This window comes from Snodgrassella sp. ESL0324 (genome assembly GCF_013344955.1).
Classification (GTDB): Bacteria; Pseudomonadota; Gammaproteobacteria; order Burkholderiales; family Neisseriaceae; genus Snodgrassella; species Snodgrassella alvi.
Window position 1 is genome coordinate 454,837 of record NZ_JAAEDS010000014.1, and the last position, 15,514, is coordinate 470,350.

The window sequence follows — 15,514 nt, forward strand, 5'->3', positions numbered from 1 at the left end:
TTTTATGATTTCACGTTTATCCAGACATACGACTAATCTGGTCAGTAAATATCTGCCTGACCCGCTGATATTTGCTTTACTGCTTACTTTCATCATTTTTTTCATGGCCTGGGGATTAACTGATTCACAGCCTTTAGGTCTGATAAAAATGTGGGGGGACGGCTTCTGGAATTTGCTGGCCTTTGGTATGCAGATGGCCCTGATTGTGGTTACCGGCCATGCCTTAGCCAGCTCACCTCCGGTGAAATCTGTTCTGGTATCTATTGCCTCTCTGGCCAAAACTCCTACACAAGCAGCCATGCTGGTTACTTTTGTCGGCTGCATTGCCTGTATTTTAAACTGGGGGTTTGGTCTGGTTGTAGGTGCCATGCTGGCAAAGGAAGTGGCCAGACAGGTTAAGAATGTGGATTATGGCTTACTGATCGCCTGTGCTTATATTGCTTTTATGACATGGGGTGGGGGTTTGTCCGGGTCAATGCCTTTAATGGCGGCAACTCCGGGGAATCCTGTTGCACACTTTATGATTAGTGACACTAATCCGCAGGGCATTGTGCCGATTTCTCAGACCATGTTTTCAGCCAGTAATATTTTTATTACTTCTATGCTGATTATCTGTTTACCTCTTCTGGTGCGGTTTATGGTCAGAACTGACGGTAAGGTGAATGTGGTTAATCCAGAGCTGCTGGCACCGGAACCCGATTTTCAGCGTAAGCTTGACCGGAAAACAGCTACCATAGCTGAAAAAATGGAAGAAAGTAAGCTGCTTTCTTTGCTGGTAGGTGCTCTGGGTATCAGTTATCTGCTGATTTACTTCTATCATAATGGTTTTAATATCACCATTAATACCGTTAACCTGATCTTCCTGACTGCCGGTGTTTTGTTACACCGTACACCTATGGCGTACATGCGTGCTGTCTCCAATGCAGCCAGAAGCACAGCCGGTATTATCATTCAGTTTCCGTTTTACGCGGGTATTCAGCTGATGATGGAACATTCCGGTCTGGGTGGTCTTATCACTGAATTTTTCATCAATATTGCCAGCAAGGATACCTTCCCTATCTGGACGTTCTTCAGCTCCGGCATTATTAATTTTGCCGTACCGTCAGGTGGCGGCCACTGGGTTATTCAAGGCCCGTTCGTAATTCCTGCCGCACAGGCTCTGGGTGCTGATTTAGGTAAATCTACGATGGCAATTGCCTACGGCGAACAATGGATGAATATGCTGCAACCATTCTGGGCATTACCTGCACTGGCTATTGCCGGTCTCGGGGTGCGTGACATTATGGGATATTGTATGACAGCGCTGATATTCACTACGCCGATATTCCTGATTGGTCTGTACTTTTTCTAGTTAAAAAAAGGGAGTTTATTATGACAAAAACCGTAATCGTCAGTGCTGCACGCACCGCCATCGGCAGTTTTAATGGTTCACTTGCCTCTGTCAGTGCCATTAATTTGGGGAAAGTTGTTATTGACGAAGCTTTAAAACGTGCTGCACTGGATGCCGGTGCGGTAAATGAAGTGATTATGGGTAATGTGCTTCAGGCCGGACTGGGACAGAATCCTGCCCGGCAGGCTGCACTGAATGCAGGTATTCCCAGCAGCGTACCGGCTTTTACTGTAAATAAGGTATGCGGCAGCGGACTTAAATCAATCGTACTGGCCACACAAAGTATTTTAACCGGTGACAATGATATTGTTGTCGCCGGCGGTATGGAAAATATGTCTCAGGCACCCTATCTGCTTGGCAGTAAAGCCCGCTGGGGACTGAAAATGGGTAATACCGAACTGTACGATACCATGGTGAATGACGGATTAACCTGTGCTACCAATCATTACCATATGGGAATTACGGCAGAAAATATTGCTGAACAGTATTCTATCAGCCGTGAGGAACAGGACGAACTGGCACTGCGTTCTCAAAAGCTGGCTACGGAAGCTAATAACAATGGTGACTTTGAAGCAGAAATTGTTCCGGTTACCATCAGCTCACGCAAGGGCGATATTATCTTTAAACAGGATGAATATCCCAAAGCAGACAGCACTGCGGAAGGTCTGGCAAAACTCAGACCGGCGTTTAAAAAAGACGGTACAGTGACTGCGGGTAATTCTTCCGGTATTAATGACGGTGCCGCTGCTCTTGTGCTGATGTCAGAAACCAGAGCAAAAGAATTAGGCTTAAAACCACTGGCATATATTCGCAGCTACGCTTCTGGCGGCGTTGATCCGAGCATAATGGGGATGGGTCCGGTACCGGCCACCCGGCTGGCTTTACAAAAAGCAGCACTGCAGCTGTCTGATATCGACTTAATCGAAGCAAATGAAGCTTTTGCTGCCCAATTCCTCGGTGTCGGACGCGAGCTGAATTTTGACATGGACAAAACCAATATTCATGGTGGTGCCATTGCCCTGGGTCATCCTATTGGTGCCAGCGGTGCGCGTATTCTGGTTACCCTGCTTTATTCTATGCTTCATCGTGATAAACAGCTGGGTCTGGCAACATTATGCATTGGCGGCGGACAAGGTACGGCTGTTATTCTGGAACGCTGTTAATGACAATCCGGTCAAACTAATAGTTATGTCTGGTTAACAGACATATGATTAGGTTAAACAGTCAGGTGGTAATGAATTTCTCCGATATCGCCTGACTTGTTAATTTGCATAATTCATCTGATAATTTAAAATTAATTCAGATAAATATTTTGGCTGTATACCAGCCGGATACTAAAAATATTTTATTGATAATTATGGATATTTGAGCACTTATGAACACCAGTTTTCTTCAGCGCCTATATCCGGAACGAATCAGTGCCCGTATCTTTTTACTGGTGACCTTCCTATCCTGTTTTTCAATTTTTGTCTGTGCCGTTCTAATTGATAAAGAAGGGCGTGAACTTCTCAGACAGGAAAAAAGCCATAAACTTTATGCCATTACCAAAACTCTGGACTTGCTTTTAGGTGATGCTTACCAGCAGGTGGATAAAAGCCTGCCCCGAACACAACAAATAACCCAGCTTAATCAGTATCTCTCTCCTAAAATCGAACCGCTGCTGAAAAACATGCCGAATATTGCAGCCGGTTATTATCATAAACAATTAGATGCCATTGTGTTGTATGCCCCACAGTCAGCCTATGGTGTGAATGTTGGTAAATCTATTCCGGCTGAGCATAAAGGGCGTGAAGTCATGACCAGCGGCCGGCATATGATTGAAACCGGACAGCAAGTCCGCGGCAATATCATGAATGCCATGACTCCTATTGTGCGCAATAATCAGATAATCGGCTATATCTGGGCTAATGAAACTTTGGATGACATTGAAAAACAGGCCTTTGTATTTGATAAAAATGTCATTATTATCAGCCTGATCTGTATGCTGAGCTGTATTTGTATTGCTTCTGTTTTATCCAGAAAACTGAATACTGATATCAATATAATCAAACAGGGGCTGGAAAAACTCCCCTTCTCGCTGGACAGGCGTCTGCCGGTTATACGCGGTGAGCTGAATGAAATTGTCAGCGGAATTAACAGTCTGGCCGAAAAGCTCAGAAAAACCAAAACCATCAACGAGCTGATTCTGGAAAACACACTGGATGCGGTTATTACTGTGGATAATAATGGCTTTATTACCATGTTGAATCCGGCTGCAGAAAAAATCACCGGCTATCAGCTGGAACAAGTCCTTGGTCGGCCATATTCAACCATAGTTGATGATAAAAATTTTCAAAGTCCTTTACTGGATACTTTATATAATGGTATCGATCATGTCGGTGTGGAAGTAGATTTCCCGGTTGCCCGGCAAATTATCCGAATCTCAGCCAGCACCAGCCATCTGAAAGATTATCAGGGCAATATTATTGGTGCCGTCGTTATTTTTAAAGATATCACCGAACGGGAAGAAGTAGAAAAGTTAATCCAGCAAACCGAACGTCTGGTGGCACTGGGCGAGCTGATGGCAGGCATTGCCCATGAAATCCGCAATCCGCTGGCTGCAGTACGCGGTTTCGTGCAATATCTGCAAAATGATTTACCCCGTGCGGAGCAAAATGAATATCTTGATATTATTCTGAAAGAAGTAGATTCGATTAATCAGGTAATTCAGCAGCTACTTGATTTCTCAGTACCCTCAAAAAATTATTATGTTTCGGTACAATTAAACGACCTGATTAATGAAGTGCTGGTACTGGTTAATTCATCTCACCGCTCAAATAACATCGTCCTGACTCTTTCATTAGCCAGCCAGTTACCGCCATTGTATCTGGATAAAGAATTAATCAAACAGGCAATACTGAATTTATTAATCAATGCCATCCAGGCAGTCAGTGATCAGGGCAAAATTGAAATCTCTACATTAATGTCTGCTAACCAAAAGTATCAGTTAATCCGGATAAAGGATGATGGTGAAGGCATTAAAAGCGAAATAATGGATAAAATCTTTACACCATTTTTTACCACTAAAATTTCTGGTACCGGACTGGGTCTGGCCATGGTAGAGAAAATAGTTTCCTCACATAAAGGGCAAATTAGCATTAAAAATAATGAACACAGCAATGGTGTTACGGTTGAAGTAGCACTTCCCGTTAACTGATACACAATAATCCGGAATTTATGTCAGAAAAAATCTTAATTGTCGAAGATGAATTAAATCTGCGCAAACTGTTATCTATTTTTTTATCACAGGAACATTATCAGGTTATTGCTGTTGATAATGCAGAAGACGCTATTGAAACCTTAGAACAGCAGCCGGTTGATTTAATTTTAATGGATAATCGCCTGCCTCAGATGAGCGGGCTGGAAGCACTGAAAATAATTAAACAGAACTATACGGATATATCCATCATCCTTATGACTGCCTATGCCGGTGTGGATACGGCGGTAGAAGCATTAAAACTCGGTGCAATTGATTATATTGTTAAACCCTTTGACCTGAATGAACTGAAAGCACTGATAAAACGTACTCTGGAGTTGAGCAAAGCTAAAAAAGAGGGAATGGATTTATCGCCAAAAATAGAATTATTCAGCTCGGATAATAAGGGTCATATTCTGACTAACAGCCCGAATATGATGGAACTGTGCCGCAATATTGCCAAAATTTCACAAACCAAAACCACCGTATTGATTACTGGTGAAAGCGGTACGGGTAAAGAATTAGTCGCCAAAACCATTCATTATTACAGTACCCGCTCAACCGGCCCGTTTATCAAAGTAAACTGCGGTGCATTACCGGAAACTTTGCTGGAAAGTACTTTGTTCGGACATGAAAAAGGATCATTTACCGGTGCTTATCAACGCCAGATTGGTTTATTTGAGCGGGCACACCAGGGGACACTTTTTCTGGATGAAGTAGCTGAAATGTCAACCAATCTTCAGGTTAAGCTTCTGCGGGTAATCCAGGAAAGAGAATTCGAACCAATCGGTGGCAGCAGATTAATTAAAACTGATTTCAGGCTGATTGCCGCTACCAATCGCAGCCTTCAGGATATGATCAGCACTGGTGAATTCCGCGAAGATTTATTCTACAGACTGAATGTAATGGAATTAAGCTTACCACCCTTACGCGACCGGAAAAATGATGTCATGCTGTTGGCGCGCTATTTTGCCAATCAGTTTTGCCATGAAAATAATAAGGAGTTACTGGATTTTTCGATTAGTGCGGTAGAAGTACTTAATCAATACCCATGGCCGGGCAATGTGCGTGAATTGTCTAATGCCATCGAACATGCAGTAGTCATGTCTAACGGACTATTTATCTATCCGCAAGATTTGCCTGCACAAATTATTGCTCATAAAAAAACACCTGATTTTCATCCTGATTTTAGTGAGGATGAACAGCTTGGTGCTACCTTAAAAGAAAAAGTCAAAATTTATGAAAAAGAATTAATCATTAATGAATTGAGGCTGAATAACGGTCACCGGGAAAATACTGCCCGCTCTCTAGGCGTCAGCAAAAGAACATTATTATATAAAATGCAGGAATACGAGATTATAGAGACTATTAATTAAATCACATTAACTCAGTTCTATGAATACTTGCTACTGATATTCCCATATTTATTACCACGGCAAATATCAGCCTACCATCAGACAATCAATATACAGGCGTTTACTGAATGCTTTACGCGAATGCAATTAATGATAGCGATGGAAAATAGAATTTATCATAAGCGGATAAAGCATGCTGCCCTACCCGCTGTTCAGATTGTTATATGACTGCCGAAAACCAATTGCATTACTTCGAGCACTTTATTTGATAGTCATAATCAACAATCAAAGGCGCATGATCAGAAAATTTTTCTTCTTTATAGATCGTAGCAGTTTGTGCACAGGCAGCCAGTGCCGGCGTAGCCATCTGATAATCAATACGCCAGCCTACATCTTTGGCATAAGCCTGCCCGCGATTGCTCCACCAGGTATAACCGGGAATCTCAGGATACAGCGTACGCCAGATATCCACCCAGCCAAGCTCATTGATAATCTGACTCAGCCATTCACGCTCTTCCGGCAAAAAACCGGAATTTTTCAGATTGCCGCGCCAGTTTTTTAAATCAATATTCTGGTGCGCTATATTCCAGTCGCCACAGATTACGATATCGCGCTGTAAGGCCTGCAATTCGCGCAGAACCGGTAAAAATTTATCCAGAAAACAGAATTTAGCCTGCTGCCGCTCTTCCGAACTGCTTCCAGACGGCAGATATACTGAAATAACACTGAGCTTGCCAAAATCAGCACGTACATAGCGGCCTTCATGATCAAAATCTTCCCATCCTAAGCCGATTTGCACATCATCAGGCTGCTGTTTACTGTAAATTGCCACACCACTATAGCCGCGTTTCACTGCGGTATGCCACGCACCATACATGCCCAGCGGATGCTTCATCTGCTCCGTCAAATCCGCTTCCTGGGCTTTTAATTCCTGAACACACACAATATCAGCCTGTGCCTGCGCCAGATAATCAATAAAACCCTTACTGGTAGCTGAACGTATTCCGTTTACATTGGCTGAAATAATGCGCATCCGCATGTCCTTTCGATTAATGATAAAATTTACATCTTAAAATTTTTAATCTAGCCATTTTACCATTAAGGATCATTATGTCTGATTTCCGTCAGAATTTTCTGCACTTCGCTCTGCAACAGCATGTTTTAAAATTTGGCCAGTTCACAACCAAAGCCGGCAGACAATCACCTTATTTTTTCAATGCCGGACTGTTTAACGATGGCTATAGTATTCTGCAACTGGCACGTTTTTATGCACGCTCGATTCTTGCCAGCGGTATTGAATTTGATATGCTGTTCGGACCGGCCTATAAAGGCATTATTCTGGCCGCAGCAACAGCCATGATGCTGGCGGAAGAAGGGCGTAATGTACCATATGCCTATAACCGTAAAGAAGCAAAAGACCATGGCGAAGGTGGCGTACTGGTTGGTGCACCGCTTAAAGGTCGTGTACTGATTATAGATGATGTTATTTCAGCCGGTACTTCCGTACGTGAATCGGTTGCCATCATTCAGCGTGAAGGCGCGGTTACCGCAGGTGTAGCCATTGCACTTGACCGCATGGAAAAAGGTCAGGGAAATCAATCCGCCGTTCAGGAAGTCGAACAACAGTATCAAATACCGGTAACAGCCATTGCCACATTGGAAGATTTACTGCTGTTATTAGAAAATGACTCAACACTGGCTGATTATCGCCAGCCGGTAGCAGATTACCGCAAACAATATGGCGTGTAAATTTTGTCTGGTTCTGGCAAAACAGATTGCCAGAACGGTTCAAACAACATTATGTTTAACAAATGATTTCTTTCTAACCCTATTAAACAGATGAATGTTGAGCAATTACTGAATCACTATGGCTATCTGGCTATATTTATCGGCAGCATTCTTGAAGGTGAAACCATACTGACCCTGGCCGGCTTTTTCGTACACAAAGGCTATTTATTATTTGTGCCTTCAATCCTGTGTGCGGCAGCCGGCGGGATGCTGGGTGACCAGATATGTTTTTTGCTCGGCCGTTATTATGGTAAACACCTATTGCAGCATTTCCCTAAACTGGATCCGATGGTAGCCAAAACTGATCGTTTGCTGTGTAAACACAGCTCTGTCATTATTATCGGAGTACGCTTCATGTATGGTTTGCGTATTGCCGGCCCGATTGCCATCGGTATGAGTAAAGTAACATTCCATCGGTTTCTGTTATTTAATGCATTGGGCGCTTTACTCTGGGCAACCATTATCGTTAGTTTTGGTTATCTGTTCGGACAATCAGCGCAATGGCTGTTTGCAGAGTTTCAGCAATACACGAAACTGCTCTTTGCTGTTATTCTGATAGTAGCTGTATTTGCTTTGCTGATATACTGGTATATCAAACGGCATCGTAATAAATAAAACAGAAACAAAAACGGCTTTTAAGCAAAATCAGTAATTAAATAATTATGCAAATCTGATTGCAGATACAAAATACAGATGTATTTTATTTCAATAATTAACTGGTTGGATTTACCGGATATAAAAAATAAACCCCGCTGCTGCGGGGTTTATTATAAAAATCAGCTAACAAAGCCTGATTAGAAAGTATGTTTCAGACCAACACCAAATGCAGTAGTTTTATTTTTACCTCTGCTTTCATTCAGTTCATTGTAGCCGTTACCCTCACGCAACCAGCCAGCCTGTACATTAGCAGTAGTATGTTTAGAGAAATCATAATCAGCACCTAACACGATCTGATCGTATTTGGTATTTTTCATTTTATCGCCATCCAGCTTAATGTCCCAGCCATGGGCATAAGTGAATTTCGGAAAAATATTACCAAAGTGGTAACCAACAGTCAGAGCCGCTTCCTGTCCCTGATTACCCCAGGTTACATTATGATCACCAACATTCATGGTGATTAAATTACCCTGCTCATTTACGCCTACAGGAATAGAAGCACCTTTTAAACCATTGAAATAAGAGCTGGTATTTTTGGTATATTGGTAACCTACACCTACAAACAGATTATTAGCATCATAGCCGCCTTCAACGCGATGTACCTGACCGTCTTTTAATTTAGTGTTACCGGATTCAGTAATTATAGCTGCTGAATTTTTCAGATAATCGAAGCCATATTTTGCAAAATATCCGGCATTGCGATAATTCAGACCGATACTGTATTTATCGCCTGCTCCCATACCATAATCATACTCACTGTTCCGATCCCCACCATTTACATTATCACGCGGAGAATATAATGCATTAAATTTGAAACCGGCCCATTCCGGAGAATCGTAAGCAATACCTACATAACGCTGACCGGTACGGGTAAATTTACCTAAACCCAGCACTTCATTGTTGTATTCCCATGGATCTACTGTATCCATATTGGCCTTCATCTGATTACTAATGCGGCCGGCACGAACAGTACCGAATTCAGACTGAAAACCAATGAAAGAATCACGATTAGCCCAGCCATCAGCTTTACCATTACTGTTACCCAGATGGATAGCAGACTCAACCTGCCAGATAGCTTTCAGACCATTGCCTAAATCTTCAGAACCCTTGAAACCGATGCGTGAACCATAATCAGCTATACCATTCTGGTACGGACCACGGCTGTCACCACTGGTTTTAGTAGAAGATACTTCATAGCCTGCTTTCATTTGGCCGTATAAAACAACATCTGCCATAGCAACAACCGGCAAAGTGGTCAAAGCCAAAGCAATCAGGTTTTTTTTCATTACTGTATTCCTAGTCTCAACGTCAAAAATACAAACTTCAAAAACCAAATGAAGAGCTTTTGAAGTTTTACATCAATCGCCATTACGACGAGTGTGCGGAATATACTGGTCGGGTAATAAAAAAGCAAACCACTGATTCTAATTATTGATTCAGGTAATTTTCCACATTAAAGAATAGGTAAAATAAATATTAGAAATGTATTTAAATGCTGATTATATTTTTAGATACTAAAATAATATTGACTAAAAAAAACACCAATTCACTTTACTAAATATTAAAAATACATTTTTTATTTTTCAGAAAAGAATTGTATAGAAAAGTCATTTACAACAACCGGAGAATTAATTTATAAATATCCTTGACCGGAACCACAATACTGATAAACCATTTTTTACTTGTATTCAGTTAAACCAGTACTGTTAAGATAAATATCAATATTCTTATATGGTTTATTTTTTGAATTCTCATTGATTTCTGAACTTAATTACAAATAATTCTTGAATTTAAATAATAATTTATATCAGCATATACTCATCACAATATAATAATTCAGTAATATCAATATCTATATTTTTTATAAAAATAATAATTTCTATTTAGTTGTTTCTGTATCAATAATTTATCAGAGTATTTCCATACATATTTATCTAAAAATGATTTATTCGGATATAACATTAATCATTAGGTTTTGATGTATTCGTATTGAAATTCTGAAAGGAATACCGAGAATGAAATGCAGAAGAACCTGCTGTTAAATAATTTGGGATAGCATTTTATTTATATTGTTAAAAAATTAATCCCTGACTGAAGAACAAACTAAACTATTCTTCAATCAGGGATCAGACTCAAATACTAATCAGTAAGAATTAAACACTAATTAGAATGTGTGTTTCAGACCAACGCCGACAGCGGTAGTTTTGTCTTTACCAAAGCCTTCGCCGTTACCTTCACGCAACCAGCCTGCCTGTACGTTAGCAGTGGTACGTTTAGAGAAGTCATAATCAGCACCTAACACAATCTGATCGTATTTGGTGTTTTTCTCTTTGTCACCGTTAATTTTCACATCCCAGCCATGAGCATAGGAAATTTTCGGGAAAATGTTACCAAAGTGATAACCAACAGTCAGAGCTGCTTCCTGTCCCTGGTTGTCTTCAGTTAAATTGTGGTCACCAATGCTACCAACACTTGCTTCACCTAAACCTCTGTAGTATGAAGTAGTGTTTTTAGTGTACTGATATCCAACACCTACAAACCAATTATTGGCATCATAACCACCTTCAACACGGTGTACCTGACCATCTTTCAGATCTGTTGTGCCGTCATCATCAGTTTTAACAGCAGAATTTTTCAGGTAGTCAAAACCGTATTTAGCAAACCAGCCAGAGTTTTGGTAGTTCAAACCAAGGCTGTATTTCTCACCAGTACCGATACCGGCTGCGTACTCAGCAGGACGATCACCACCGTTTACATTATCACGCGGAGAGTACAATAAATTAAAATTGAAGCCAGCCCATTCCGGAGAATCGTAAGCGATACCTACATAACGGGCATCAGTACGGGTGAATTTACCCAGACCCAATGCTTGATTGTTGTATTCCCAAGCATCAACAATATCCATATTAGCATTCATCTGATTGCTGATACGACCGGCGCGAATAGTACCGTATTTAGTTTCCAGACCTAAGAAAGAGTCACGGTTAGCCCAGCCATCAGATCCGCCATTGCTATTACCCAAATGAATGCGGGATTCAACCTGCCAGATAGCTTTCAGACCGTTACCCAGGTCTTCAGAACCTTTGAAACCGATACGTGAACCGTAGTCACCAATACCATTCTGGTACGGACCGCGGGTTTCGCCACTGGTTTTAGTAGAAGAAACTTCATAGCCTGCTTTCATTTGGCCATACAAAACAACCTCAGCCATAGCGGCAACCGGCAAAGTGGTCAAAGCCAAAGCAATCAGGGTTTTTTTCATTGCTGTATTCCTTTTCTATGTCGAAAAAACAAACTTCAAAAACCTAATGAAGAGCTTTTAAAGTTTTGCATTAATCGCCGCATTAGCGATTTCATGGCTGTCAATATAATGCTTTAGTTGCAAAAAAACAAATTCATTTGCAAACACACAACACTTTTGACCAATCCTGCTGCGGCAAATAATAGGTAAATAACAATATTTTCAATTAAATTCAATGAATTATATAAAAAATAATCCATTAAAATAAAATATTTTCAGTTTTAAAAAGTGTTGTACTTTTTCAACACAATAACTGAATTAAATAATCAGTCCGAGCAGCTATTGTATCAGAGGTAACTCATTGTCACCTGTGCAAAATACATTCCAATAGCTGATTAATTGGTTACCAGTACTGTACAGATTAATTAATAAATTATAAATATTACTCTTAATTCAGAATGATATTTTCTCAGAAGCGCTGATGGTATTCATACAAACGAAATACTAATCATTTATCTATCAAAAGCGCGCACATCTGTCTATGCTCTGGTTTCAACCTGTTCCAAGGCAGCCGGTGTCACAGCAGCATCCGTCTTGCTAAGCATAATATCTTTACGCCGCAGTTTAGGCTTCCCAGGAACCGGTTCTGCATCATTACCGGTTAAAACTGTCTTATCCGCACTGGTCTCAACCAGTATCAGCCCGCCTTGTTCAGCAATACGGCACAAACTGATATCTGCATCTGTGCTGGTATTCATTAATTCAGACTCAGTTGTAATTGCCTCCTGAGTCTGAATAATAGTTTCAGTACCGACAATATCTGCTTTATCAACAGCAGATAATTGCTGCTCAGTTTCTAACTGCGCCAGCACATGTGTAATAGCCAGCTTTGCCTGTGCGACTGCATTTTGCACGATTACATCATGAGTTTCACTCAACGTATTCGGTTGCGCTGAATAAATACTAATACGATGAATATCTTTTTCAGGATTGAGTACATGCTCAGCAGTTAACTGTATTTGCGCAGTAATAGCAGCAATATCAATATTTCTACTTATTTTTCTGGCAGAAACAATGTAGTTGCGTTTTTTCTTACCATTCTGTCGACGGCTGTTTTTATCATGCCGTGCTTTATGCCGTTCATTTTTCGATCCGGTATCTGTCAGAGTAATAATCAGAGGATCTCCGACCTGAGCCTCATCAACCGGATTAATTATATCAGCATGTTGCACAGGCATTTCATTTTTGCCTGATGTCCGCTGACGTCGTCTGCGCGAGGTATTCTGCTCCTGTTTAAAAGTATTTTGTTCCTGAATTGAATCAGCTACCATATCTGCCTGTGCCGTTGCATATCTGTCAGCACGCTTTTCTTCACGCCGGTTACGATTCTCACTGGCTGACCGGTTAGTTATTGCCGGATCAGTTGATACTTTATTGTTATTGGTACTATTACCTTTGGAGGCTGAATCAGTATTTTTAGCCAACCGGCCAGCACGTGCCTGACGACGTTCCTGTGTCTGTGATTTCTGATTTTTTTTCTGATGCGTGGTTTTGACAGTTTTTTCTGCTACCGTTCGATCTGATGCAGCAGATTCAACCGCTTTTCCACCCAGCAGATTACCCAGCCAGCCAGTCAGTTTTTTCCACATACCTGCTGATTCAGTTTTACCTGTAGCAGTTTTCTCAATAACCGGAGCAGGCTGAGTATGATGAATTCCTTTAACAGCCGCCTCTGGCTTAACCGGTTTATTCTGACCAATAGAAAAAGGCAGTTCGCCTATATTTTCCGGTTCCTGTACCTGATGGTAGCTGGGAACGGTATTTTCTTCCACATTATCGGTACGTACACGGGTCACGCTGTAATGCGGATTTTCCAGATGAATATTCGGAATCAGCAATACACATACATCCAGGCGTTCTTCCAGACCAAACAGTTCAGCACGTTTTTCATTCAGCAGAAAAGTAGCCACATCCACCGGTACCTGTACCCGTACTTCGGCGGTGTTATCTTTCATTGACTCTTCCTGAATGATACGCAGGATGTGTAATGCAGTTGATTCAATACTTCGGATAAAGCCAGTGCCGGCACAGCGCGGACAGATGGTATGACTGCTTTCTCCCAATGATGGTTTCAGGCGCTGTCTGGATAATTCCATTAAACCAAAGCGGGACAATTTAGCCATTTGTACCCGGGCACGGTCTTTTTTCAGCGCTTCACGCAGAGTAATTTCTACATCACGCTGATTTTTACTGTTCTCCATATCAATGAAGTCAATAACTACCAGTCCGCCCAGGTCACGCACACGCATCTGCCGTGCAACCTCTTCAGCAGCCTCCATATTGGTTTTGAAAGCGGTATCTTCAATATCCGCACCACGGGTTGCTCTGGCAGAGTTAACATCTATGGATACCAATGCTTCGGTGTGGTCGATAACTATAGCACCACCGGATGGCAGAGCAACTTCACGCGAAAACGCAGACTCAATCTGCTGCTCTATCTGAAAACGGGAAAACAGCGGAATATGATCGGTATAATGCCGCAACCGGTTAATATAGGCGGGCATCACATAAGACATAAACTCACGAATCTGATCATACACTTCCTGAGAGTCAATCAGGATTTCCCCGATATCCGGCTGGAAATAATCGCGAATGGCACGAATAAGTAAGGAACTTTCCATAAACAGCAGGTAAGGCTCACTATGCTGCTGCGCCGCCTGCTCAATTGCCCGCCACAACTGAATCAGATAATTAAGATCCCACTGTAATTCTTCCGTACTGCGTCCAATACCGGCTGTACGTGCAATCAGGCTCATTCCGCGCGGTGTATCAAGCTCACTCATTGCCTGCTTGAGCTCCTGCCGGTCTTCTCCTTCAATACGGCGGGAAACACCGCCGCCACGCGGATTGTTCGGCATCAGTACCAGATAGCGTCCGGCCAGACTGATAAAAGTGGTCAGAGCTGCGCCTTTATTACCGCGCTCATCTTTTTCCACTTGTACAATGACTTCTATACCTTCTGAAAGTACATCCTGAATCCGGACACGGCCACCTTCATAATTCTGAAAATAGCTGCGTGAGATTTCTTTAAATGGTAAGAAACCATGACGGTCTGTGCCATAGTCTACAAAACATGCTTCCAGAGAAGGTTCGATACGGGTGATGACACCTTTATAGATATTGCCTTTACGCTGTTCTTTCCCCAGCGTTTCGATGTCAAGGTCAAGCAGACTTTGCCCATCCACAATAGCCACACGCAGCTCTTCCGCCTGTGTAGCATTGAATAACATTCGTTTCATGAAAACCTCGTTGTGTGCACTGACGAGGCGTTGTAATTAGTATTTGACACCCATAGCCTTGCCCGATTAAGTCATTCGCGGCAAACTAAACAGGCTTTCATCATAAAGAAGGTGTAAAGATCATATCCGCCATTCAGCATCATAATTCCTGCTAAACAGGGTGTGTCCGGTATCCGATCAGTATGGATTGGACACTTAACTGGGGTAGCCATTCTTCTGTTATTCTGTCAGGTGCTCGGGCACATTAGCGGCTGCGTTTTCAGGTTTTGTCCTGCCTGATCACGTCTGAAGCCGTGGCTTGCCACCTGATGGAGTCAAACTTAATCACTAACCCTTGCTGCTGACGGCTGGTCAGCAACACGGGGAAATACGCCTGCAACAGTGCGTTTTTCCGGTAAATACGTTAACATTTCATTATTTACAGCCAAATTGCGCTTTCAGGCACTTTTTCAGCTTCGGGCAAAATGCGGCCATTTTTGGTTCAGTTCAGTCTGCCAATACGATATTTGGTCATGACCACTGATGACTTTTATTTATTTATAAAAGCTT

Annotated in this window: 10 protein-coding genes; 6 read left to right on the forward strand and 4 right to left on the reverse strand. The window is 41.9% G+C overall.

Annotated elements, in window-relative coordinates; all coding sequences use genetic code 11:
- Positions 1-4: 4 nt before the first annotated feature.
- The 4 genes from GYY70_RS09130 to GYY70_RS09145 all read left to right on the forward strand — a co-directional run bounded on the left by GYY70_RS09130 (position 5) and on the right by GYY70_RS09145 (position 6,001).
- Positions 5-1,351 (forward strand): TIGR00366 family protein, encoded by a 1,347-nt coding sequence (locus GYY70_RS09130; protein ID WP_084565342.1) that lies wholly within the window; start codon positions 5-7, stop codon positions 1,349-1,351.
- A gap of 20 nt (positions 1,352-1,371) precedes the next feature.
- Positions 1,372-2,553: an acetyl-CoA C-acetyltransferase gene (locus GYY70_RS09135; protein WP_174830599.1), complete on the forward strand. Its 1,182-nt coding sequence runs from the start codon at positions 1,372-1,374 to the stop codon at positions 2,551-2,553.
- A gap of 212 nt (positions 2,554-2,765) precedes the next feature.
- Complete coding sequence (gene atoS, locus GYY70_RS09140; protein WP_174832127.1) at positions 2,766-4,586, forward strand: two-component system sensor histidine kinase AtoS; 1,821 nt, start codon at positions 2,766-2,768, stop codon at positions 4,584-4,586.
- Positions 4,587-4,606: 20 nt separating this feature from the next.
- Positions 4,607-6,001 (forward strand): sigma 54-interacting transcriptional regulator, encoded by a 1,395-nt coding sequence (locus GYY70_RS09145; protein WP_174832128.1) that lies wholly within the window; start codon positions 4,607-4,609, stop codon positions 5,999-6,001.
- Between the two features lie 226 nt (positions 6,002-6,227).
- Here the strand turns inward: GYY70_RS09145 and GYY70_RS09150 are convergent, their stop codons facing one another.
- A complete protein-coding gene (locus GYY70_RS09150) occupies positions 6,228-7,013 on the reverse strand; it encodes an exodeoxyribonuclease III (protein WP_174832129.1) in 786 nt (261 codons plus the stop codon).
- Positions 7,014-7,090: 77 nt separating this feature from the next.
- Here GYY70_RS09150 and pyrE point away from each other — a divergent pair, with 77 nt between their 5' ends.
- Together pyrE and GYY70_RS09160 are read left to right on the forward strand one after the other, a co-directional pair.
- Complete coding sequence (pyrE, locus tag GYY70_RS09155) at positions 7,091-7,729, forward strand: orotate phosphoribosyltransferase (protein WP_174832130.1); 639 nt, start codon at positions 7,091-7,093, stop codon at positions 7,727-7,729.
- Between the two features lie 90 nt (positions 7,730-7,819).
- Positions 7,820-8,383 (forward strand): DedA family protein, encoded by a 564-nt coding sequence (locus GYY70_RS09160; protein WP_084586671.1) that lies wholly within the window; start codon positions 7,820-7,822, stop codon positions 8,381-8,383.
- A gap of 179 nt (positions 8,384-8,562) precedes the next feature.
- Here the strand turns inward: GYY70_RS09160 and GYY70_RS09165 are convergent, their stop codons facing one another.
- From GYY70_RS09165 to GYY70_RS09175, 3 genes are all read right to left on the reverse strand, one after another.
- Positions 8,563-9,711 carry a porin gene (locus GYY70_RS09165; protein ID WP_174832131.1) on the reverse strand — a complete coding sequence of 383 codons (1,149 nt, stop codon included), beginning with the start codon at positions 9,709-9,711 and terminating at the stop codon, positions 8,563-8,565.
- Positions 9,712-10,589: 878 nt separating this feature from the next.
- Positions 10,590-11,687, reverse strand: coding sequence for a porin (locus tag GYY70_RS09170; protein ID WP_174832132.1), 1,098 nt, complete (start codon positions 11,685-11,687; stop codon positions 10,590-10,592).
- 518 nt (positions 11,688-12,205) lie between these two features.
- Positions 12,206-14,965, reverse strand: coding sequence for an Rne/Rng family ribonuclease (locus GYY70_RS09175; protein ID WP_174832133.1), 2,760 nt, complete (start codon positions 14,963-14,965; stop codon positions 12,206-12,208).
- Between the last annotated feature and the right edge of the window lie 549 nt (positions 14,966-15,514).